The 24,571-nt window shown below is 52.4% G+C and carries 15 protein-coding genes and 1 riboswitch; of the genes, 8 read left to right on the top strand and 7 right to left on the bottom strand.

The genetic code is table 11. From position 1 onward, the window contains the following. Nucleotides 1–52: 52 nt before the first annotated feature. The 3 genes from NGM62_RS05865 to NGM62_RS05855 form a co-directional block, all read right to left on the bottom strand. Nucleotides 53–1,357, bottom strand: a complete 1,305-nt coding sequence (locus NGM62_RS05865; RefSeq protein ID WP_262246568.1) for an O-acetylhomoserine aminocarboxypropyltransferase/cysteine synthase family protein — start codon at nucleotides 1,355–1,357, stop codon at nucleotides 53–55. 261 nt (nucleotides 1,358–1,618) lie between these two features. Further along, nucleotides 1,619–1,734: riboswitch (SAM riboswitch) on the bottom strand. Nucleotides 1,735–1,908: 174 nt separating this feature from the next. Further along, entirely contained in the window at nucleotides 1,909–4,095 is a 2,187-nt protein-coding gene (locus tag NGM62_RS05860; protein WP_262246567.1) for a glutamine synthetase III family protein, read from the bottom strand. A 227-nt stretch (nucleotides 4,096–4,322) separates the two neighbouring features. Then, on the bottom strand, nucleotides 4,323–7,151 hold the full coding sequence (locus NGM62_RS05855) for a S9 family peptidase (RefSeq protein ID WP_262246566.1): 2,829 nt from the start codon (nucleotides 7,149–7,151) through the stop codon (nucleotides 4,323–4,325). 252 nt (nucleotides 7,152–7,403) lie between these two features. Between NGM62_RS05855 and NGM62_RS05850 the strand changes: the two genes are divergently transcribed. The 8 genes from NGM62_RS05850 (at nucleotide 7,404) to NGM62_RS05815 (ending at nucleotide 21,147) form a co-directional block, all read left to right on the top strand. Further along, nucleotides 7,404–8,096, top strand: a complete 693-nt coding sequence (locus NGM62_RS05850) for an ABC transporter ATP-binding protein (RefSeq protein WP_262246565.1) — start codon at nucleotides 7,404–7,406, stop codon at nucleotides 8,094–8,096. Next, the gene (locus NGM62_RS05845) at nucleotides 8,093–10,651 is read left to right on the top strand and encodes an ABC transporter permease (RefSeq protein ID WP_262246564.1); all 2,559 of its coding nucleotides are present in this window, start codon (nucleotides 8,093–8,095) and stop codon (nucleotides 10,649–10,651) included. The genes NGM62_RS05850 and NGM62_RS05845 overlap by 4 nt, the downstream gene beginning before the upstream one ends. A gap of 216 nt (nucleotides 10,652–10,867) precedes the next feature. Beyond that, nucleotides 10,868–11,473: an RNA polymerase sigma factor gene (locus tag NGM62_RS05840; RefSeq protein ID WP_262246563.1), complete on the top strand. Its 606-nt coding sequence runs from the start codon at nucleotides 10,868–10,870 to the stop codon at nucleotides 11,471–11,473. A gap of 157 nt (nucleotides 11,474–11,630) precedes the next feature. Continuing rightward, the gene (locus NGM62_RS05835; protein WP_262246562.1) at nucleotides 11,631–12,629 is read left to right on the top strand and encodes a FecR family protein; all 999 of its coding nucleotides are present in this window, start codon (nucleotides 11,631–11,633) and stop codon (nucleotides 12,627–12,629) included. 203 nt (nucleotides 12,630–12,832) lie between these two features. Next, the gene (locus tag NGM62_RS05830; RefSeq protein WP_262246561.1) at nucleotides 12,833–16,090 is read left to right on the top strand and encodes a TonB-dependent receptor; all 3,258 of its coding nucleotides are present in this window, start codon (nucleotides 12,833–12,835) and stop codon (nucleotides 16,088–16,090) included. Between the two features lie 4 nt (nucleotides 16,091–16,094). Then, nucleotides 16,095–17,732: a RagB/SusD family nutrient uptake outer membrane protein gene (locus tag NGM62_RS05825; protein WP_262246560.1), complete on the top strand. Its 1,638-nt coding sequence runs from the start codon at nucleotides 16,095–16,097 to the stop codon at nucleotides 17,730–17,732. A 62-nt stretch (nucleotides 17,733–17,794) separates the two neighbouring features. Further along, the gene (locus NGM62_RS05820) at nucleotides 17,795–20,563 is read left to right on the top strand and encodes a GH116 family glycosyl hydrolase (RefSeq protein ID WP_262246559.1); all 2,769 of its coding nucleotides are present in this window, start codon (nucleotides 17,795–17,797) and stop codon (nucleotides 20,561–20,563) included. A gap of 2 nt (nucleotides 20,564–20,565) precedes the next feature. Then, complete coding sequence (locus NGM62_RS05815) at nucleotides 20,566–21,147, top strand: RbsD/FucU domain-containing protein (RefSeq protein ID WP_262246558.1); 582 nt, start codon at nucleotides 20,566–20,568, stop codon at nucleotides 21,145–21,147. Nucleotides 21,148–21,162: 15 nt separating this feature from the next. Here NGM62_RS05815 and NGM62_RS05810 read toward each other — a convergent pair whose 3' ends face one another. The 4 genes from NGM62_RS05810 to NGM62_RS05795 form a co-directional block, all read right to left on the bottom strand. Then, nucleotides 21,163–22,029, bottom strand: a complete 867-nt coding sequence (locus tag NGM62_RS05810; protein WP_262246557.1) for a DUF6528 family protein — start codon at nucleotides 22,027–22,029, stop codon at nucleotides 21,163–21,165. Between the two features lie 116 nt (nucleotides 22,030–22,145). Further along, entirely contained in the window at nucleotides 22,146–23,681 is a 1,536-nt protein-coding gene (locus NGM62_RS05805; protein ID WP_262246556.1) for an IS1182 family transposase, read from the bottom strand. Nucleotides 23,682–23,850: 169 nt separating this feature from the next. Then, nucleotides 23,851–24,075, bottom strand: a complete 225-nt coding sequence (locus NGM62_RS05800) for a PIN domain-containing protein (protein ID WP_262246554.1) — start codon at nucleotides 24,073–24,075, stop codon at nucleotides 23,851–23,853. Then, nucleotides 24,069–24,326, bottom strand: a complete 258-nt coding sequence (locus tag NGM62_RS05795) for a DUF6364 family protein (RefSeq protein ID WP_262246552.1) — start codon at nucleotides 24,324–24,326, stop codon at nucleotides 24,069–24,071. Before NGM62_RS05795 ends, NGM62_RS05800 begins: the two co-directional genes overlap by 7 nt. Nucleotides 24,327–24,571 lie beyond the last annotated feature (245 nt).

Below are 24,571 nucleotides of genomic sequence, written 5' to 3'. Positions count from 1 at the left end.
TTTGGGTTGGAAAAAAACGCCGGACGGCTACCCGCCCGGCGAAGTGGGATTTCTATTTTACTTGGTCAAACGCTTGTTGCAAATCTGCCTTGATATCGTCGATGTGCTCGATACCGACGGCTAGCCGCAGTTCACCCGGATAAACGCCGGCCTCTGCCTGCTCCGCTACCGACAATTGCTGGTGCGTGGTGGCAGCGGGGTGGATGATCAGGGTCTTTGTATCGCCCACATTGGCCAAGTGGCTGACCATTTTCAGGCTGTCGATGAATGCATTCGCTTTTTCAGCGCCACCCTTGATGGTGAAGGATAGGACAGATCCGAAGCCGTTTTTAAGGTATTTCTGTGCATTGGCATGGTTGGGGTCGCTCTTCAGTCCCGGATATTTCACTTTTTCAACCTGTGGGTGCTGTTCGAGCCATTTGGCCACTTCCAATGTGTTGTCTACATGGCGCTGTACCCGCAGTGATAGCGTTTCCAGTCCTTGCAGCAATAGGAACGAATTGAATGGCGACAGGGCAGGTCCGAAATCACGCAATCCTTCTACCCGTGCGCGGATCGCGAACTGGATGTTGCCAAACGGTCCGCCGACACCGAATACGTCGCTGAATACAAGTCCGTGGTAACCTTCGGATGGTTCGCTGAACTGTTTGAACTTGCCGTTGCCCCAGTTGTAGTTACCACCGTCTACGATGATGCCGGCGATGCTGTTCCCGTGGCCACCGATCCACTTGGTGGCTGCTGCTACCACCACGTGTGCGCCGTGCTCCAGTGGTTTGAACAGGTAGCCGCCGCATCCGAATGTGTTGTCGACAATCAGCGGGAGGTCGTACTTTTTGGCGATGGCTGCTATACGGTCGAAATCAGGAATGCTGAAGCTCGGGTTTCCAATGGTCTCCACATAAATAGCCTTTGTTTTTTCGTCGATCGCGGCTTCGATGTTCTCGGGGGTTTCATTTTTTGCAAAACGGGCCTCAATGCCGAGCCGCTTGAACGATACCTTGAACTGGTTGTACGTACCGCCGTATAAGCTAGACCCGGTAACGAAGTTTTCGCCGCTTTCCAGGATATTGGTAAGGGCGATGAACTGTGCAGATTGGCCTGAGGCAACGGCGAGGCCGGCCACGCCGCCTTCAAGTGCGGCCATCCTTTTTTCGAACACGTCGGTCGTAGGGTTCTGTATCCGAGTATAGATATTGCCGAATTCCTTGAGGGCAAACAGGTTTGCACCATGTTCGGCACTATTGAAGACGAACGATGTGGTTTGGTAGATGGGTACTGCCCGTGCGCCTGTGGTGGGGTCTGCCTCTTGCCCAGCGTGGACTTGCAGCGTTTCAAATTTTAGATTTTCATTTGCCATGATTCAAATTGTTTAATAAACTTAACTTATGTACTGTGTGTGCTCAATGGGTGTGCGTTGCCCGGTATATGTCCGCTTTTTCATGCAGATGGCCGTAAGCAGGCAACAGCGTGTCGTGGAACTAGCAGCAACTATGGTGCTGTGTCGTTCCCATACGCATTCGGCATGGTCTGACGGCACTGAATGGGAGGGGGGCATATCCGGTTCTCCGGGTAGCCTGTATAGGAATGTAGCCTGCTGAGTACGTGTTCATCGTCTTATCATTTATATGCTCCCAACCACGGGTGGGTTCGGACAGGAATTGGCACCTTTTCCGCTGTTTGCGGATGGTTGCCAGCGGGTCATTGAGCCAGTCTCTCGCCACTTCTTTATAAACCAAGACCTGCTTTGAAGCGGAATTGATTTGTGCGTGGTCTCTACGCAACGCAGCAAATATAGCCCGTGCAAGCGGGTTGTGCAAGTTTTTTCTAAAAAAGGTTCCCAATAGCCATAAGGGGCACCGTTTTCGGTGCCCCTTATGGCTTAAAAAGCCGGCTATGCCGTCGGAACGGCTACCTTACGAACAGGAGTTCGCGCAGTTTGGGCAGCGGCCATTGGTGGTCGTCTACGATTTGCTCCAATTTGTTGAGGTGGTAGCGTATTTTGTCGAAATACGGTTTCACCTTCGTGTCGTACGCAACGGCTTTCTCGCATGTGTCTTCGAGTTTATTCGCTTTTTTGCGTTCTTGCCGCATTGCCTCGGCATCGACCAGGATGGTGTTGATGTGATTGGAGATACGTTCCACCAAATTGAGCTGCGATCCGTATGCTTCGGGGTTCAGTTCCAGTTCTTTAAGACCCTTTATGTTTTTGATGAGCACATTCTGGTAGTTGAAAGCTGCCGGAGCCACCAGGCTGGTTACAATCTCGCCGATAACACGGGCTTCGATCTGGATTTTCTTGAAGTAATTTTCGAGCAGGATTTCATGGCGTGCTTCACTTTCCCGCCGGGTGAATATCTCCAGCTTTTCAAACATCGCTATGGTGTCGTCGCTCACATATACATCAAGCGCCTTCGGGGTGGTTTTGATGTTTGAGAGTCCCCGCTTGCGCGCTTCCTCTTCCCACTCCGCGCTATATCCGTTGCCCTCAAATCTGATGGGTTTCGATTCTTTGATATATTTGCGGACCACATTAAGCAGCGCGAGGTCTTTTTTTGTGCCTTTCTTGATCTGTTTGTCAACCTCGGTTTTGAAATCAATGAGTTGGTTGGCCACGATTGCAGACAGTACGGTCATCGGGCTGGCACTGTTTGATGCTGAACCTACCGCCCGGAACTCGAATTTGTTGCCTGTAAACGCAAACGGCGACGTGCGGTTACGGTCGGTGTTGTCCAGGTGCAGTTCGGGTATTTTCGGGATCCCATGCCATAATAATGCTTCGTTTTTTACTTTTTTCGCAACCCTCGCCGTTTCCACTTCGTCGAGCACGGCATTGAGCTGGCTCCCGAGGAAGATGGAGATGATGGCTGGAGGCGCTTCATTAGCACCGAGCCGGTGGTCGTTGCCCGCACTAGCGATAGACGCACGCAGCAGATCGGCGTGTTCGTGGACCGCCTTGATCACATTGACGAAAAACGTCAGAAACATGAGGTTGGTCTTCGGTGTCTTGCCCGGTGAGAGCAGGTTTACTCCAGTATTGGTGATCATCGACCAGTTGTTGTGTTTGCCAGAGCCGTTGATGTCGGCGTATGGTTTCTCGTGGATGAGCACTTTGAACTTATGTCGGAGTGCAACCTGTTCCATCAGGTTGAGTAGCAGTTGGTTGTGGTCTATCGCCAAGTTGATTTCCTCAAACATAGGCGCGCACTCGAATTGGGATGGGGCCACCTCATTGTGGCGGGTTTTTAATGGAATCCCGAGTTTAAGGGCTTCTTGTTCAAGGTCGACCATGAATGCCAGTACCCGTTCTGGGATAGCACCGAAATATTGGTCTTCGAGCTGCTGGCCTTTTGCCGACATGTGGCCGAACAACGTGCGGCCGGTGAGCTGCAGGTCTGGACGGGCATTGAATAATGCAAGGTCTACCAAAAAATATTCCTGTTCGATGCCCAGGGAAGCATTAACCTTAGTGATCGACTTATCGAAGAAATTAGCTACGTCGACTGCCGCCTTGTCAAGGGCATTGATCGCCTTCAATAACGGAGCCTTGTAGTCGAGGGCCTCGCCGGTATAAGAAATGAAGATTGTCGGGATACAGAGTGTCTTACTCCCCCCGGTTTCGTAAATGAACGCCGGCGAAGAGGGGTCCCAGCCGGTATAGCCCCGCGCTTCGAACGTGTTGCGTATACCTCCGCTCGGAAAGCTGGATGCATCAGGCTCTTGTTGTACCAGTGCGCTCGCTGTGAATTTGTCGATTGCGGTACCATCGGGCAGGGGCTCGAAAAACGCATCATGCTTCTCGGCCGTGGCACCGGTCAACGGTTGGAACCAGTGGGTGTAGTGCGTTACGCCGTGGCTAATTGCCCAGCTTTTCATCGCTTGTGAAATATGCTCGGCGAGATCGTGAGAAATGGATTTCCCGCTCTCAACAGTTTCCAGCAGTTCTTCGTAGGCATTCTTAGGAAGGTATTCCTTCATTTTTGCCGTCGTGAATACATTTTTGCCGAAAAGGAGGGAGGGTTTGGTTTTTTCGTGGGTTTCTGTTCGATTTAGTCTTGAAACAGCAGTTTCTACCGCTTTAAATCTTAATTCTGACATTGGGTTCCTGTTTATTTTTATTGTTTTGTGAGTTTTTTCAATTATTCGATTAATATTTGACAAATATAAATGATAATTCATTTAATTTTTATCAAAAAATCAAAAAAATATTAAATTATTTGAAATAATATGTATTTATGGCATCAATAAGAAGCCCGGCACTGTGAATTGCCGGGCTAATATGTTAAATCACCGATGTTATTGGTCTTTTATTCAAAATCGCATGGTTAATCACCGAACCCCCAGTCTATCCCTTTGAGGGTAGCTGGTACCCCGTGCTCAATCCATGGTGCTGCGGGTTTTCCTTTCAGGAAATGGTCAAAAAATTCCAGCTGGCGTCGTTGGATGTCTTTCCTGTTCTGGCGCTGTACGAGGTTATGTGCGTCGCCGTTGTAATTCAGTAGCCAAACGGGTTTCTGCAGGCGCCGTAGTGCGGTGAACATTTCGATGCCTTGGTACCAAGGGACGGCCCCGTCTTGGTCGTTGTGCATGATCACCACCGGTGTGGTTACATTTGGCAAATGGAACAAGGGCGAATTTTCGATGTATAACTCGGGCTTTTCCCATAAGGTAGCCCCTATACGGCTTTGGGTGCGCTCATATTGGAATTGCCTATTCATTCCACTCTGCCAGCGGATGCCGCCATAAGCGGATGTCATGTTGACCACGGGGGCCCCGGCCCACGCCGCGGCATACATGTCTGTGCGTGTGATCAGGTGGGCCACTTGGTATCCGCCCCAGCTCTGGCCCTGGATACCCATGCGAGTGCTGTCTATCCAAGGGTGTTTTTTCAGCTCTTCCATCCCCGAATTGACGTATTCTTCGGCCGACCGGCCCGGATGGCCGATTTCATAGTGGATATCCGGTGCGAACACGACGTAGCCGTTGCTCACAAAGAAACTGATGTTGAGGCGCGATGGCGTAGGGGTGGGCGGGATATAGCTGTAAAGTCCGTCGGACAGCTCTTCGTAAAAGTAAGCGATAACGGGGTATTTCTTACCCGGATTGAAATCTTCAGGTTTGTAAAGTATGCCTTCGGCATCGTGGCCATGGGGGGTTGTCCATTTCACCAGTTCGGCGGTACCCCAATTGTATTGCTGCTGCTGGGGGTTGATGCTGCTCAGCTTGGTTTCATTTGTGAAATTTGCCGATACATAGAGGTCGGGGGCCGAAACGTAATTTTCTTTCGTATATATATAGGTGTTTGCGTCGGCGGCACGTTTGATGGTACGGTAGCTGTACGGTCCCATCACCATTTCCCTGGGGTCGCGGTTTTTGTCTGCACTGGTGTGGAACCAGCCGTGTTCTTTGGTGATGTGATTGAAGGCCGACAACAAGATCCGTTTTTTGGTGTCGATGATACCGGCATTGCTCCTCCGTCCGTATCGGCTCCGTCGGCTTTCTACCGCATCCCGGTAGCGGAATGTCACCTGGCTGCTCCGTCCGGCACCGTTGGTAACCAGTCGGCGTTTGGATCCGTCGGGATGGAACGCCCAGATGTCGTATTTGTCGTAAATGAAGATTTCCCCGTCGTCATCGCTCCAACCCGCAAAGCCATAGTCGCCCGGCTCGTCCGGGACGTCATTGTCTTCATTTGCAAAACTAACAGGTAGGTCTGTATTCAGCTGGATCGCCTGGTTGCCATCCGTGGCAAAGCTATACCAATTGCCGTCGGTTCGGTTAAACCAAACCACATATTTGCCTTGGGGTGATATGCTGATACGGCCCCGGATGTCGCTTGCAATTTTCCGGCGGCTACCATCTATCGTCGAGACCAGGTAAACATCTTGGAAAGACCCGGCCTGCCATTGGGTCTCGATGCGGCGGCCTATATCGGTGGTCGCCAGCACATAGGTATTGTCGGCGTCTTCAGTCAGCCGCGTATCCGGTAATTGCTCGTCGGCCAGGGGAACCACCTTGCGCCCCTGTTTCGGGTACGTCACTGCGAGGTAACTCCTGTTTTGCTCCCGCTTGAGGTTGGCCAACTGCTGGCTTTGCAGGTAATCGTCTTTCCAATGCCAGATATCGACTTTTGCATGTTCGAATTCCACCAGCGTGGTATCTTTCACCCGTGGGATAGGGGCGATGCCGAAGAATAGTTTTTCGCCGTTTTTACTGAACCGTATAGCGCCATCACCACTGATATACCAGCCATCCGGTACTCCGTTGGTGGTGCGGCTGGCAATAATGATGGCGCTGTCTTGCCCTGGCGTATAATAATAAAGGTCAAATGCTTTCTGGAGCGATTTCTCCGGGCTTTTGTCGGCCGTGAAAGCCAGCTGCGACGATGCATCGTCGAAAGCCAGGTTTTTGTATGTGCCTTTCCCCCGGCTGATGTGACGGGATTGGCGGGTGGCGAGATCGTAATAATACACCCCTGCATCGGTACCGAGGCTGTCCTTTTCTTCGGCTTTCCTAACGTAGACAATCGCGTTTCCGCTGGTGCTGAATTCGTATGACCCCACGCGGTCGATTGTGGTGTCTGCACCGCTGGTGAGATGCCGTATATGCAAGGTAGGCTGGTTTTTCTTGTGGTTTAGTTTTTTCGGAGCGGTGGTGTCGGCAGTGGCGGTGTCTTTCGGCGCTGCAGGCTCCTCGGTGAGGTATGCGATATATTCACTCGGCTCCTCAGGTATTTTGTAAGAGGTTACAAAGGGTATCTTATGCAATGCCGCCGTTTCCAACGTGAATATCGCCAACGAATCCTTGGGCATCTCGTCTGCTTTTTTCTTCTTTATCTTAGCCTCGCGCGTTTCCGCATACCGGGGTTTTATACGTGCGATCAGGTACTTGCCGTCTGCCGAAAAACGCGCATGCGTACCCCGGTCAATGCGGCCATGTTGCCGGTTGTCCGGGTCAGTGACTACCAGCCTTCCATCGCCCGCTTGGGGGCTAACAAGGTAATAGATAAAGCGTCCGTCGTCAGAGATAGCAGCCGAGTCGATGGTCTCCCATCCGTCGTAGACACTGTGGTCCAGCGGCTTCTTTTGTGCCCACGCGATAGCGGAAGTGGAAACCAGCAACAAAAAAATAAAAACCCGGCGTGTAGCAGTCATCGTATGGAGATTCATAGTGCAATTAAAATGGTGCGATATTGAACTAAAAGCGGCGCGCACCGCTTCATCTTCAAAACGTTTACGGTGTAACAAGGCCGCGAGACCCGGGGTCAAAGCTACGTATTTCTTGTTTTATTTGCGGTATGGCTTCCAATATGGCCTGAATACCTTATTTTTACCAACGTACGGATTGGGGCCTATGTGTCCGATTGCCGGCGACGAATGATTTTACGGATGGAAAATAGCGAATACATGGCTGCTATATTAAGTGTGAGCGGAGTTGGAAAGACTTACCAGAGTGCGGGTAAATCGCTTACCGTGCTGCACCAGATAGATTTCGAGGTGGCGGCGGCGTCAACGGTTGCCATCGTAGGCCCTTCGGGCAGTGGTAAAACCACTTTATTGGGGCTCTGTGCCGGATTAGACCGTGCCAGCACGGGAAGTATTGTGCTGAATGGGGTGCCGCTGGATGCGCTCACCGAAGACGAACGCGCGCGGGTGCGCAACCAGTATGTCGGTTTCGTGTTCCAGAATTTCCAGCTGCTGCCAACCTTGACTGCATTGGAAAATGTGATGGTACCGCTTGAACTGCGTGGTGCCGGCAATAGCCGGCAGGTGGCACTTGACCTGTTGGATAAAGTGGGGTTGGCTGATCGTGGCCATCATTATCCGTTACAACTATCGGGGGGCGAGCAGCAGCGGGTTTCCATCGCCCGCGCATTTTCCAACGCGCCGCGTATCCTGTTTGCCGACGAACCGACCGGGAACCTGGACGCAGAAACCAGCGAGAACGTGGAAAAACTGTTGTTTGATCTCAACAGTGATGCAGGGACCACCTTGGTATTGGTAACCCATGATTTGGAGCTGGCGTCAAAGACCCAGCGGATTATCCGCATGAAAGGCGGTCGGGTTGTGTCGGATTCGGCGGTAGATAAAACGATATGATGAAGCCTGAGCACCAAGAGATCGCCTTCCGTTGGATTGTCCGCATGGCCTGGCGCGATAGCCGCCAGAACCGTTCGCGGCTGTTTCTCTTTATCTCATCCATCATTGTGGGGATCGCGGCGTTGGTGGCTATTTTTTCGTTTGGCGACAACCTGGCAAAGGATATCGACAAGCAGGCCGCCGGCTTGGTGGGGGCAGATCTGGTGATCCAGAGCAACCGCGAATTATCGGATGGCGGGCAGGCGATCATTGACTCCGTCCAGCGGTTGAGCACCAGCTATTCGGAAGAGCAGAGCTTTGCCTCCATGGTGGTGTTTGCCAATAGCGGTGGTACCCGCCTGGTGGACGTACGGGCACTCGGTGGCGAATTTCCTTACTATGGTAACTTGGAGACGGTGCCGCAGGCGGCAGGGCGTACCTTCCGGAATAACCGGCAGGCGCTGGTGGATAAAACCCTGATGCTCCAATTTGGCGCTGAGGTAGGTGATTCGGTGAAAGTAGGGGAGGTGATGTTCGAGATAGCCGGCCGCCTGGAACAGGCCCCGGGTCAAAGTGGCCTTTCCACCACCATTGCGCCCGCCGTATTCATCCCCCTGGAGTACCTCCCCGCCACGGGGCTGAACCAGAAAGGTAGCCGTATCAATTACCGTTACTATTTCCAATTGGAAGGAGGGATAGATGCAGACCGGCTCGCCGATGGGCTCGATTCGCTCTTGGAAGTGCAGCGCATGGGGTATGATACCATTGCCACGCGCAAGCAGGAAACGGGCCGGTCGTTCACTGATTTGAGCAAGTTCCTGTCGTTAGTGGGTTTCGTGGCGCTGTTGTTGGGGTGCATCGGCGTGTCGAGCGCCATACATATCTACATCAAGGAAAAACTCAATACCATCGCCATACTGCGCTGCTTGGGGGTGAGTTCGCGGCAGGCGTTCCTGATATTCCTCATCCAGGTATTGGGCGTAGGGTTGGCCGGTTCCGTCATTGGTGCGTTCATCGGTACGCTTATCCAGCAATTGCTGCCCTTGGTACTCCGCGACTTCGTGCCGGTTGCTATCAGCAGCGATATATCGTGGTGGGCCGTTGTACAGGGCATTGCGTTGGGTGTCTGGATATCGGTGCTATTCGCACTGCTGCCGCTTATTGGCATCCGCAACATCGCTCCGTTGAATACCTTACGGCTATCGTTGGAAGCCCCAAGCCCGGTTAAAGATCGTTGGAGTTGGTTTGTATACGGCCTTATCGCATTGTTTATTTTCGTTTACGCGTACCTGCAGTTGGGCGGAGTGAAGCAAACGGTCCTATTCACCGCCGGCGTGGCCCTTTCGTTCCTGGTGCTATATGGTGCCGCAAACCTGTTGGTGCGGTTAGTCCGGCGTTTTTTTCCGTCATCATGGGGTTACCTGTGGCGGCAGGGGCTTTCCAACCTATTCAGGCCCAACAACCAGACTGTCATCTTGGTTATAGCGATCGGCCTCGGCACAGCTTTCATCGCCACGCTGTTTTCTGTACAGGGGATGTTGGTTGAGCGGGTGGCTTTGTCGTCCAGCGAGCACCAACCGAACATGGTGCTGTTTGATATCCAGTCGTCACAGCAGGAAGAAGTGGCCGAGTTGGTTGCTGCCCAAGGTTTGCCGGTATTGGATGAGGTGCCTATTGTAACGGTGCAGTTGGAGGCCATCAATGGCATTACCGCCGACGATGCCCGGCGTGATAGTACCATCGAGGTATCCCGCCGCGCACTGGGGGGCGAATTGCGCTCGACCTACCGATCTGAACTCTCCGATTCGGAAAAAATCAGTGCGGGTAAGTGGATTGGCAAAACGGCTGCCGGCGATACCGCGCGTGTCTCGTTGGAAGAGGGCTATGCCCGCCGTATCCGGGTGGACATCGGCGATGAACTGCTGTTCAATGTGCAGGGGGTACGCGTACCCACGATCGTAGGCAGCTTCAGGGAAGTCGATTGGAACCGGGTGCAGACCAACTTCAGGTTAATATTCCCGGAAGGGGTGATTGACGACGCACCGCAATTCCATGTGCTGATGACCCGTGTGCCGGATGAAGCCACTTCGGCCCGTATGCAGCAGGCGGTGGTGAGGCAATTCCCCAATGTCTCTATCATCGACCTGGGGTTGATCCTTTCGGTGCTGGACACTATATTGGATAAGATAGGCTTCGTTATCCGGTTCATGGGAGGTTTCAGTATCCTCACAGGCTTTGTGGTACTGATTGCCTCCGTGATGATCAGTAAGTACCAGCGGATTAAGGAAAGTGTGCTGCTGCGTACGATGGGGGCCACAAGGAAACAGATATTGGCAATCACGGCACTCGAATATTTCTTTTTGGGCATCATTGCCTCATTTACCGGCGTGTTGCTGGCCCTGGGCGGTAGCTGGGCCTTGGCGGTATTCAGTTTCGAAATCCCATTTACCCCCAATATTTTGATGCTGTTGCTATTAACGCTCACCGTCACATTGTTGACCGTGGTGATTGGATTGGCCAACAGCCGGGGGATAACCGGGCGCCCCCCACTGGAAATACTGCGGAAAGAAAGTTAAAGGTTTTACCTGGACCGGCTTGTTGTGCAAGCGGCAAGCGTAGGCCTATTGCACCGCAGTACAGCAGAAGTGAATATATCGGTTACATTTGATGAAGTAATCGAATAGCAAAATCGGGTTGATGCTAAAATAAATTATCGTTTGGTTAATCGTGATGAATGGATTCTGGTGCTAAATAACGATATTAGCTGTAATAATCAATTAGTACGTTAATCCGTGGTAAACCAACGTATCGAGTTCTCTGATATACAACAGCGCGAGCCCGTGTTGCTAGAGCGGGTGAGACGGGGCGACGAAGAGGCTTTTGGCCAGTTATTCGACCGTTATTATGCCGCCGTTGCCAGTTATACCTATAAACTGGTGAAAGATGAACAGGCGAGCGAAGATATCGCACAGGATGTATTCGTACGATTGTGGAAAACCCGCGCCAACCTTGACCCGGGCATGCCACCACAGGGGTTGTTAATAACAATGGCCAAGCGGTTGGCACTGAATGAGCTACGGAAGGTGGCTTGCGATAGGAAGGCCCGTTTGCATTTCTGGCAAGAGATCCAACTTGCCAGGAATATTGTCGATGACCAACTCCAATTCACCGAAACCATGCAGCTCGCCCAACGTGCCATCGCTGCGCTACCGAAAAGACAGCAGGAGGTTTTTCAATTGAGTAGGTATGAGGGGCTATCACACGAAGAAATAGCTGATACGTTGAATATCTCGAAACATACCGTGAACAACCTGATGGTACAAGCCTTGAAAACACTTAGGGTCGCATTGAAGGGTGCTTGGTTCCTGGTGTTTTTGCTGTCGATTTTCGAACGTTGAACACGCATCCGGTCCCCACGTACCAACACCACCAACCTTCCGAAACCAATAAATCAAAAAAAATGCTTGCCACCTAGTTGTTCTTTCTTCCTTGCGTGTATAGTGTATAGTAACAGCTGCAAATACAGAGACGTGCGGCGATACACGAGAAAGAAAAATGGAAAAAGCATTCCTTCGTCACTTATTCAGGAAACTGGCCGATGGCACCATAAGCCGTGCGGAGTATAGCCAACTGATGGACCATATAGCGCGCCATGAGGTAGATAGTGATGATATTCCGGAAGACCTCCAAGGAGATGAGAGCGACCTGCCTAACGCATCTGTGGGGCAGGCGTGGGATATCGTACAGCGCCGCACGGGTATCGGGCAGCGCCCGAAAAAAAGGGCGTTATGGCTTCCCCTCGCAGCTGCAGCGGTGATTGCCGGTTTGCTAGTGGGAGGGGTATTCGGTTGGTGGCCCACCCTCACCGGTGCCGGTTTGGTAGGTATGGCCGATGTGGATGTGGCTTATGTAACCAAGGAGGTGCTTCGCGGACAGCTGGATAGTGTGCAGTTGCCGGATGGTAGCAAAATGTGGGTCAATGCGGGCAGTGTGGTGTCCTATCCAGCAAATTTTGCGGAGGGGCCTCGGATTGTGCGATTGGATGGTGAGGCGTTTTTCGACGTGGTGCATATTGGAAACAGACCCTTTATCGTTGAATCGGGCGGAATAGAAACCACGGTTGTGGGCACGGCCTTCAATATCAATACATACAATGCCGATCGGGTGGTAGTTACGGTACTGCGGGGAAAAGTGCGCGTGGATAAAGAAAGGGAAAGCCTAGCGTACCTTTCCCGCAACCAGCAGGCAGTTCATTGGCTGAGCGATGCACATACGGAACTGAAGGAGGTGAATGCGGAAGATGAGGCTGCATGGGTAGAAGATCGGTTGGTCTTCCGGGACGTACCGGTTGCTCAGGCGCTGGACGTGCTGTCACGCCGATTTGACACGTCGTTCCGGCTCGGCGATCCGGCTGTTGGCAACTGTGTGTTCTCGGCGTCGTTTCAGCCGGGCGAGTCGCTGGACAAGGTATTGCGTGTCATCACCATGGCCAATGGAATGACCTATAGAAAAGAAAAGAACACCTTTTATTTGCAGGGCGCAGGATGCCCGTAGTTGATTTGTTGGACCCATTTAATAGCAATAGGCATGTAACCTCATTTTTATCTTAAAAAAAGAAGCCGCTATGGTTGGTTCCACAGCGGCAACGGAAACCTCCGTCTGCAAACGAAGGGTTTCAGGATTTAGAACAAGTGTCTCAAACAAGCTCAAAATCATGCTAAATTATGAATTTTTTTAGAAGTAAAGTCATATATCTTATGCGGCTAAGTGTAGTAATTGGGTGTATATCGATTTGTTGTTCGGGCGTATTGGTTGCGTCGGTGAGCAACGGCCAGAAACTGACCAACACGCGCATCCAACTGACCAATCAAACAAGCCTGATACAGGCGTTGAAGGAAATAGAGAAAAAGACGGATTTCCTGTTCGCTTACCAAACCGCGGCCATACAGAAATACGACCGTGTGGCGCTAACGGCGGGGAAGAGAACGGTAGCCCAAACGCTCCAGATGCTGCTCGCCCAAACCCCACTGACCTACCGGCAGGAGGGCAAATACATCACCATTCTACGGTCCGAGCCGCAGGGTTCGGAACGAGAGTGGAACAGTACGTTCCAGCAATCCATCCGGGGGCGTGTCACCGATAGTGAAGGGACGCCGTTAGCGGGCGTGACAATCAAGGTGCTCAACACCTCGCGGGGAACGACAACGGATGAGCAAGGCGCCTTTGCCATCCAAGCGGATGCAGGCGAAGAATTGTCGATAACCTACCTGGGCTATATGCCGCAGGTGATTGCCGTTACGGACCAAGCCGAAATCGCCGTGCGGATGGTGACAGAAGGCTTCAAGGATTTGGAGGAAGTGGTTGTGGTAGGCTACGGTACACAACGCAAAAGCGACCTCACAGGAGCCGTAGGAACGGTTGATGTAGGAAAAGCGCTGAATGCCAGACCAGTAACCAATGTCCATGAACTGTTAGCCGGGGCGGTTCCGGGCCTGAACGTAACCAAGGGCAGTGGCGCCGTGGGTTCGGGGGCGTCCATCAATATCCGCGGAACATCCACCATCGGTGGAAGCTCGGGGGTGTTGGTGCTGATTGATGGCGTACCCGGCAACCTGTACACATTAAACCCCAATGATATCGCAAGCATTTCAACACTGAAAGATGCGGCCTCGGCAGCCATCTACGGCTCACGCGCGGCAAACGGCGTGTTGCTGGTCACGACCAAACGGGCCGTCAAGTCAGACAAGCCGGCAATCGAAGTGAATTCGTCCGTCGGTCTCCAGAACCCGCAATTCATGGTCGATTTTGTGGGGGCAGCGGATTTTATGCGGTTGTGGGACGAGGCGTTGGTGAACGATGGAAAAGATCCCGTGTATGGCGAACAAGGCTTGGCCGACCTTCGGTCGGGAAAATATGCCGACAACCGCTGGTACCGCGATATATATCGCGAAAATGCGGCGATAACCAACCATAACCTTGCGATTTCGGGTAGTGAGAAAGCCGTCGATTACCGACTGTCGGCGTCATACGACTACCAAGACGGAACGCTGCCGCTTAACAACTACCACCGGGTCATCGTAAGGCCCGATATCCAGATCCAACTGAGCGAAAAGCTCCGGACCCGGGCGAATATCCAGTATACCGAAACCTATATCAGGGAACCCTATGGTGGCACCACCAACTGGCAGGCCAATGCGGCACGTGTATCGCCCCTCGAGCATATCCAGAACGCCAATGGCCAATATACCGCGGGGTCCGCGATGGCCGGCAATCCGATTGCTGCGGTAAACGACGGTGGCTTCCAGCGCCAAAAGCACAAAGAAATGATGGCCATCTTCGACTTGACGTACCGGCCCATGGATAACTTGGAGTTCCAGGGGATGTTTTCGCGGACGACGCACGATAATTGGGTGAAGAACCGGGCACTGACCTACAGCCTGTTTGATATGGAGGGTGACCTCGCATCGCGGCAGAATATCGTGACAAACCTAACGGAAACGAACGGCACGGATTTCAGGAACCTATTCCAGCTAACGGGTACCTACGACCTCCAGGCCAGCAAGCACCAAGCACGCTTCCTGGCCGGGTATTCGCAGGAATACTACCAAACCAGTACCATTTCGGCATTCCGCGACCGGCTGCCTTTTCCGGCGATCGACGTGCTGAATACCGGAAGCAGTGCAAACATGCAAAATAGCGGTAGTGCCGGCGACGTTGCCATTCAATCGGTATTCGGAAGGGTGAATTATGCCTACGACGACCGCTATTTGTTCCAAGCCAACATCCGGGCGGACGGTTCTTCCCGTTTTGCACAAGGGAATCGATGGGGCGTGTTCCCGTCGTTCTCGGTGGGATGGAATATCCATAACGAATCGTTTTTCGATGTGCCGTGGCTGTCACAGCTGAAGCTACGCGGATCGTGGGGGATATTGGGCGACGCCGAAAAAGTAGGGTACTATGCAACGGCACAGGTGCTTACCTATAACCCCTCGATGTATGGGTTCAATGGCGATGTGGTGCCGGGGGCCTATAACAACGTAGCGGTAAACCCGAACATCAGTTGGGAACAGGCCAAGCAGACCAACATTGGGCTAGACCTCAGCTTTCTGCAACAGCGCATACACGTAAATGCCGAGTATTTTGTCAACGACCGCGATAAGATATTGTACGCCCCGCCAGCACCCACGGAATTCGGCTTGACAGCCCCGCTCAACAATCTGCTGCGCATGCGTAATTCGGGCTTCGAAGTTAATGCGGGCTATCAGGACCGTGCCAACGACTATCGCTGGAGCTTCGATGCCAATATGAGCTACGCCCGCAACGAGGTGATGGATCTCGCAGGCACGGGGCCGTGGATCGAAGGCAACAGCATAACCGATGTGGGCATGCAGCTAGGGCTGCCCTATGGTTTGCAGGCCATCGGCCTATTTGAAGATAACGCCGATGTGGAAAATAGCCCGGACCAGGGTGCCAACGTGTTTCCTGGTAATATCAAATACAGAGACCAGGACGGCAATAACCTCATCGATGGCAATGACCGCGTTGTGCTCAACGACAAGCCGGTAGTGCGTTATGGCGCTAACCTCACATTCGGGTGGAAGCAATTTGACGTGGCGGCCAGTATCTACGGTGCCTTGCACACCTATCGATACATCCAAAGTTACGAGGGCTGGGCGTTTTACCTGTCCCAGAATGCCAGGCCCATGCATCTCGATCGCTGGACACCAGATAATCTGGACGGCTCGTACCCCAGGCTGACCATCCAGTACACATCAAACGATACCCGCTATTCCGACTATTGGTTGCGGAAGGCCGACTACTTGAAAATACAGAATGCCCAGCTTGGCTATACGTTTACGCCGGCCGTATTGAATCGGCTGAATGTACAACAGATGCGGGTGTTCGTTTCTGGCCAGAACCTGGCAACCATCACCAACTATCCCGGATTCGACCCCGAAGGGGGTTATTACCCGCTATCGCGTACGTATTCGATTGGTTTTAACCTCAAATTTTAACATCATGAACACATTATACCGGTTTTTAATCACCATACCCTTTCTGGTACTCGCTACCAGTTGTGAAAAGTTCCTTGATAGGGACCCCTTGGATCAGGCTGCCGAAAACACATTCTGGAATACCGAAGAAGATGCCATTGCCGGAGTGAATGCCGTTTATACGGCGCTGCCGGATGCGCGGGATTTTTGGCGGGATTGCCACAGTGATAATTCCGTGATGACCAACGCTTGGGGCGAAGGGGGCATGGGATACATCAGTATGGGCAGCCACACCGCAGCGGACGGCTACATCAACGAAGAGTGGAAGTACGACCTGATCAGGCGTGCATTGTACGCCCTTGACCAGTTGTCTGGCATGGAAATGGACGGCGAACTGAAGCAGCGCCTGGTCAGTGAAGTACGTTTTATATTGGCTATGCGGTATTTCCGCATGACCCAGCTGTTCGGCGATATTCCGCTCATCAAAGAAGAGCCGGTAGCGCTGGACGAGTCAGACCTGCCGCGGGCGACACGGGCGGAAGTGCTGGCTTACGTCATCGAGAATGTGGATACCGCCATCGAAGGGCTCCCGATATCGTACGCAGGGGCCGACGCCGGCCGGATAACCAAAGGGGCGGCGTATATGCTGAAAGCCAATGTCTACCTATACCTGGCGAGCATCAAGAAATTTCACGAAAACCAACACGATGCTCAATTGTGGAAGGAGGCCTACCAGGCAGCCAAGCAGGTAACCACGCTCGGGTATTCGCTGGAAGACGATTACGGTTCGCTTTTCCGGAGCGAGTCTAACCATGCCAATGATGAGGTCATCCTAGCACGCCAATATGTTAAGGATATGATTACGCATATGACGCCGGTGCTAGCCTCCCCGGCCGGTACAGGTATCACCGGGAGCGGCTGGGCCAGTTTCTGCCCAACGCGCGCATTGGTTGATTCTTACCTGTGTACCGATGGGCTGACGATACAGGAGTCGCCCTTGTATGACGTGGATAACCCTTGGGAACACCGCGACGAGCGGTTGAAACAGACCTTCATGCTGCCGGGTGTACCGGTGCTGCGGCCAAGTGGCGAATACACGCCGTACCAACCTCATCCTTCATACGGGATGCCCGAGCGGATGAATAACGAAGGCGGTGGTCTCACGGGGTTTATGTATCTCAAATTCAATGAGCCCACGCTCACACAACCGACAGAAAGCTTTACGAACTGGCCCATCTACCGGTATGCGGAGACATTCCTGATTATCGCCGAGGCGCTCAATGAAGCAGAACCCGGTAACGTGGAAATCGCGGAAGCAATCAATGCGGTACGCGAGCGTGCGGGCGTGAAGCCGGTTGGCCCGGCACAGCTGACCGACCAAGGTGCCGTGCGTGAAATCATCCGGGCAGAGCGCCGCCATGAATTCGTTGCGGAACACAAACGGTACTTCGATATCTTACGCTGGAAGATTGCGGAAACCGTATTGGACGAACCTGCCTACGGTATAAACAGCAACGTAAACGACCCGATAGGGGACTGGACGAAGCCGAGCTTCGTTGCCCAGCAGCGGGTGTTCGATGCCCAGAAGCATTATTTATGGCCCATCCCCCAAACGGCGGTAGACCGGAATCCGAACTTGCTCCCACAGAATCCCAATTGGTAATGGAGGCGGAACCTGCTTGGGTATTACCCCAGGCAGGTTTTATGGCTCAATAGAAATAAGTTATGTCAAAGAAGAACGTTCAAATTGATACCTATAGCCGGCGCACATTTTTAAAGACGACCGGGATGTTTTCTGCCTCTTTGCTGATGGCTAAGTTTCCGGTGTGGGGGCGGAGCATATTCGCGTCTTCCTATCCCATCCACAATATACCGACGGATAAAAACCTCGATCCACGGTGGTTGGAATCGATTATGCAACCGGGTAACCCTGTGATTTACGCGAAAAGCCGTAACGAACTCCAGTACATTGGTATGCCGATTGGCGGTTTCCACGCGGGAACCGTGTATTTGGGAGGCGATGGGCGGTTATGGCTTTGGCAGATCTACAACGAAACCATCGAGGGTGCGCATGAAGGGATCGATCCCAAGACGGTTCTTTGGAACGACGGCACGACGCTGCGGCGCGTCCGCCCGCGTGACGGAGCAGCTTACATAGAACCCACTATCGCCGATAACCGGCGGGTATTGGAACAGGGATTTGCCCTACGCATCGAAGATGGTGGGGAAGAAATGATAAAAAGACTGGATGCCAACGATTGGGATGAGGTGACATTTGAATCGGCATACCCCACGGCTACCATACGCTATCAAAGCGACTCCGCCCCCGTTGAGGTGGTGCTGACAGCCTACTCACCGTTTATCCCGTTGAATGCCGAAGACTCGGCGTTGCCGGTAACGATTTTTCGGATGAAGGTAATCAATAAATCCCTGAAGAAGTTACGTGTGTCGGTCCTTGGATGGCTGGAGAATGGTGTCAACAAGCTTTCCTCAAACCCACGACCGGGAAATCACGGTACGTCCCAGCGGGAGGAACCGTTAGGGAAGGGCATGCTCAGGAATCGGGCAACGACAGGGGTAGATCATACCGCCTTACTATACACCTGTGAAGGTGCGGATGAAGCGTTACGTGATGCAACCGACGCGGGGAGTATGTTCTTGATGGCGCATGCGCCCGCTGCTGAGCCACTGGCAGGCATCCGCCCGTGGCCCGTGAACAACGAACTGTTTGGCCTGCCGAAGGCGGAAACCGCGTCGGCCGAAACCCCCACCGTATTGGTGGGTGGTATCCGCGCCGGTGGCGCAGTGGAGGCCGACGGAACATTCGAGGTTGATTTTTCGCTTGGATGGCATTTCAACAACCCGCACCCTAAACTAAAGGAAATTGTTCCTGACGCCAAGGCCGGATATCACTACGCTACCCGATTTGATGATGCACTAGCGGTTGGTAATTATGTGTCAACGCATTTTGATCGGCTGACGTCCGATACCGAGCGTTGGCGGGATACCTGGCTGGACTCAACACTGCCGCGTTGGTTCCTCGAACGTACGCTATTGAATATCGGTACGCTGGCCACGGCGAATACGTATCGGTTCGCTTCCGGCCGCTTTTGGGGGTGGGAAGGTGTGGGCGCGTGTGCGGGCACGTGTACCCACGTATGGCAATACGCCCAGGCGGTTGCGCGGTTGTTTCCGGAATTGGAGCGGGACCTGCGCGAGCGTGTGGATCTAGGGATAGCGTTCAAGGAAGACGGAGCGGTCATTTTCCGCGCCGAAAACGAAACCCGACCAGCCATCGATGGGCAGGCCGCTATTATCTTGCGTTGTTATCGCGAGCATCAGCTCTGCACTGACAGCGAGTTCCTCCATCGGAATTGGCCGAATATCAGGAAAGCGATGGAGTTTATCTTTGCACAGGACAAAAACAACGACGGGATGACCGACACCCCCATGGAAAATACGCTGGATGCGGTATGGGAGGGCGAGATCGCTTGGATTGTAGGGCTTTGCATAGCGGCGGCAAGGGCGGGGCAGGCCATGGCCGAGGAGGTTGGTGACGAAAAATTTGCGGCTCGCTGCGCCCAATACGTAGCCAGCGGCCGTAAGAATATGGAAAATGAACTTTTCAACGGCGAGTATTTCATCCATAGGCCGGATCCGGTGACCGGCCGCTCCAAGCTGGGGTCATACAATACATGCCATATCGACCAGGTTTACGGCCAAGCGTGGATGTTCCAGGTAGGGTTACCCAGGGTGCTTGATAAAGATAAGACGCTTTCGGCCCTGAAAGCCCTGTGGAAATACAATTTCACGCCGGACGTGGGGCCATACATAAAAACCCATCTTGGTGGGCGGCCCTACGCGGTGGCGGGCGATGGGGGCATGGTTATGAATACGAATCCGCTCAATGAGGAAAAACCGTTTGGCGATAACGTTACCTGGCAAATGGGCTACTTCCATGAGTGTATGAGTGGATTCGAACACCAAGTAGCCGCACATATGATGGGGGAGGGCATGGTGGAGGAAAGTATGGCGCTAACGCGTATGATACACGACCGCTACCATGCCACCAAACGGAATCCGTATAACGAGATCGAATGCAGCGACCACTACGCCCGGGCGATGGCCAGCTATGGGACATTCATCAATGCCTGTGGGTTTTCGTACCACGGTCCGAAGGGATACATGGCGTTCGCACCAAAAGTCCGGCAATCGGATTTCAAGGCTGCATTCACCGCAGCGGCAGGCTGGGGGAGTTACGAGCGGCAAAGGCATGCCGACAGCGAGCAACACGCGGTCGTTGTGCGGCATGGTTCGCTGCAACTTACGCAATTGCGGCTATCGGTAGGTCGCTTGGCATCCGCAGCCAATGTTGCGCTTAATGGCGTTGCCGTACGTGTGCAATCTGAAGTAGAGGGTAACGAGGTACTCCTCACGTTCGCGTCACCCATCGCACTTAAGGAAGATGATTCGCTAACGGTTAAATTTACGTAAATATGGTAAAATTCAGGTTTTTTATGTTGTTGGTTGGTGTCTTTGTGGCGGGCTCATGCCGACAGGCACCGACGGAAGGTGAGCTACACCAATCCATCGAGCATTCACTCGACTGGAAACGGGAGCTGGCGGCGCGGCTTCCCTTATATGGCCATAGGAACTGGATATTGGTGGTCGATAAAGCGTTCCCTTTCCAAGCGGCTTCAGGCATCACTTACCTGGATAGTAAGGCACCACTGCCCGAAGCCCTTAAACACGTGTTAGGATCCATTCAGGACTCACCCCATATCAAACCAATGGTGTACCAAGACGCCGAGATCTCGTTGATTGATGACCAGCTGGCGCCGGGAGCCGACGATTTGAAGCAGCAGATTCATGCGCTGTTGAAGGATCACCCCGTGCGCTCGTTGCCCCATGAAGCCGTTTTTGAAAAAATGGACGAGGCCGCTAAGTTATTTGGCGTGCTGGTCATCAAAACGGAAGCGATTATTCCCTATTCGTCCATCTTCATCGAGTTGGATTGCGCGTATTGGGATGCCGAGCGGGAACAGCAGCTGAGGTTGAAGGAAAAAAGGGCCCAATGAACTTCCTTTTTCTTTTTATCTCATCACCCGCACTTTATAAGCCCGGATATCCGGCACGTCGATTTGGAAGTCGGGATTCACGCCATACACATGGTGTGTCCACCAGCTTTCTTCAGCGATGGTGTAGACCAAAGCGCCGGTTGAGGTATCGTAATTGGCCGACTTGATGTTACGGTGATCCTTCAGTGGCTCGAACGGCGTGAATTCGCCTGTTTGCATATCCGCAAGCCACACGTGGTGGTGGGTGCTTATGAGCAGTTGGCCGGAACCGGTGGGCGACAGCTCGTGCCCGCCATCGTCTGGCAGGGGGTAACCCCGCACCTTTTCGAGCGACGGATGATCGGTATCCCAATCGCGTTGTTTGTACACCAACAGGCTGTCGAATCCGAGCGCGAAAAGTTCCTGCCGCTCGGCCACCCATACGGCACCGTGCCCCGAATACAGGGAGTCTTTGTACAATACCTTTTCGGGTATCCGCTCGTCATACAGCTCCAGGCTGTTGCCCCCGGCGTGGGTGGAATTGGCTACCGCGATGCGGCCATCGGGCAGGAGGTCGGCCGAATGGGCCATGGGTGTTTTGGCGTAAAAGAGCACCTGCTTGCTGGCTACGTCCAATAGCAGTGTGGCGCCTGAGGAGGAGGTGATAAGCAGCTGGCTGTTGCCACGAACAGGCTTACAGTCGTCCAACGAGCGGAGCATACCGAAATATTCCTCGGGCAGCTGGCCCTTGGCTTCGCTGGCCTTCCATGACCAGGTAAGCGTGGCGGTGCCTTGCCTTGCGGCCTTCCCGTCGTACACGAGTACCTTGTCGTCGCCGCAAACCACCAGGTCGCCCGACTTCAGTACCGGTTTTTCGTTAGCGTTTGTAAGAGGCTGTCTCATATTAATTGAGGCGGCCTTTTTTAATTTTCCTTGAAAACGGTATGGTTTAAGGACAGTGGCTCTTTGATTGGTTTATTTTGGCGGATATTTTGGGTTTGGTCGAAAAAACACGGTTTTTAGGCTGCTTTTTTCCTTATATTCTGCGCAATGGCCAATAATCCCCACTCTATGGCCACTTTTTCTTTACCCCGGAGCATGAATCTTCGGAACCCGTGGTTCTGTTTGATGTTTGCGAATACCGGTTCAACATCATGACACCGTCGCTTTCGCTTTTCCACGCTCCGCTCGCTGTTCAACAGGAGATAAGCCCGGGCCTTGTACCTTTCCAGATTTTCATTGATTTGGATAACCCTGTTACCTTTGGCTTTGTGGCAGGCTCCGTTGAGTGGACATCCGGCGCAATTTCTGGCCCGGTACTTCTTGATGTGCTGGACAAACCCCGGGGATGTTTTCTGTTTGAATGTGCCGATAAAGTCCATTTGCTGTCCCATGGGGCAGATATAACAATCTTGCTCGGCATTATAGAAAAGCTGATCGGCCGCAAAGCCGTGTTTGTTTCTAAAGCTGCTTTTCTGCTGTTTGTCGAACAGGCCGTATTTGACAAATGCTTCCACTTCTAGGTTTTCCAGCAGCTGGAAGTTTTCCTCACTGCCATATCCCGCATCGGCCGTCAGGCTGGCCGGGGCCTTGCCATAACTGTCCCGGTGTTGGGCCAGGTGGGCTGAAAGTGTCCGGGTGTCGGTCGGGTTGGGGTGGATGGTATAGTTGACGATGAACTGGTTGGAGGTGGATATCTGTACGTTGTAGCCCGGCTTGAGCTGCCCGTTCTTCATGTGGTCCTCTTTCATCCGCATGAAGGTGGCATCCGGATCCGTCTTGCTGAAACTGTTGCGATCGCCCAGCACCCGCTCCTTGCGCTCATACTCGGCAATCTTTTCAGGATATTCCTTGGTCACATAACGTAACTTGGCCTTTACTTTCTTGTCCACGGAAGGCTTATCGGCCAGCACGGCATTCAGCTTGTCCACGGTGGCCTGCACCTTCTCCGTATCGATATCGGTAAGGTCCGGAGGCTCGGGAAGTTCATCCTCGCTCTTGGCAATGCTCTGGGCATATTCCCAGATATCCTGCAAGCCTTTCTTCATTTTTTCCTTATTGGTCTGGATCGCTTTCTTCCAAACAAAGGTGTACTTGTTGGCATTGGCCTCGATCTTGGTACCATCGGTATACACTTCCTCAATACTGAGCAATCCTTCGTCTGAAAGCAGATTCACCACTTCCTCAAATACACTGCGCAGGGCGTTTTTCAGACGGGCGCCACGAAAACGATTGATCGTATTGTGATCGGGAAAACTCATTCCGCTCAGCCACATGAAGTTAACATTCTCCCGACAGGCCACTTCCAGCTTGCGGCTACTGTACACGTTGCTCACGTATCCATAAACCAGCACTTTCAATAGCATCTGCGGATGGTAACTGGAGGACCCCTTGATGTGATAGGCATCCAGTAGAGGCTGGATATTGATTCGATTGATCACATCGTTCACCACACGTGCCGGATGGCCCTTGCGAACCAACTCGTCCAAACTGGGAGGAATGGCCATTAATTGGTCTTGGTAATAGGGCTTAAATGTAGGTGTCTTTCTCGCCATATATTCATGTTTACAACAGTAAATATATGTAAATCAGATGAATAAAGCAACAAGAAACAAACTAAAGGTTACAAAAAAGATATAAAAAAGAGACTGCCTTTATGAGACAGCCTCGTTATAATCATCGAAATAGCTTTCATCATTTGCCGAAATTTTCCCATTCTGGATTTTAATCAAGTTTACCGAACATGGTAAGGAAGTGCGATGCGTCCATTACGGGTAAAAGACTGTTCTTGAAGTCCTTTTCATTTCTGGTGATAATCATATCACACTTAGTGGCCAGCGCGCTGAAATATTGCATGCTGTCCTCGAAATCGCGAAAATCAGCGTGGATAGCCTTGTCGACCACCTCTTTGTCCATCACCGAGATCTCGCAGAGCAGCCTGGTCAACATGCTATTGGTATTTTTTTTTCAAGGAAATCGGCATATTCCTTTTTCTCGTCGATTTCGACAGGGATACTCTTGCCGCTTGCTATGCTCTTTACAAAAGGCGAGAGATCAAGGTCGTTACCTGCAGTATCGGTAGTCAGTGAATCTAGGTAATTCTCAACTAGCCGAGAGAGGCTTAGCTTCTTAGTTGTCGCGTAACGTTTGGCGCGCTCAATCACTGCCCCATTTAATTTTAACGTCAGTTTGGTGTCCATGTTCAAAACATTATACGTGTAAATATAGTGAATATGTACGTGTAATGCAATGGCTTTTCTGATCCTTATCGGAACGATGTCGCAAACTATTCCGGTGTATGATAAAACCCGGTATTACCTTTTTATAGTTTTCATGTTCCGAAAGGGGAGGAAAGGACGTGGGTTAAGCTCTTCCCAAGGAATGGCCGATTTTAGTAACTTTCCTCTATAAATTAACAGTCACATCATTCCCATTGCGCATTGGG

This window comes from Parapedobacter soli, assembly GCF_025460835.1.
In the GTDB taxonomy this organism is placed as follows: Bacteria; Bacteroidota; Bacteroidia; order Sphingobacteriales; family Sphingobacteriaceae; genus Parapedobacter; species Parapedobacter soli.
This window is presented reverse-complemented; position numbering and strand designations above follow the sequence as displayed.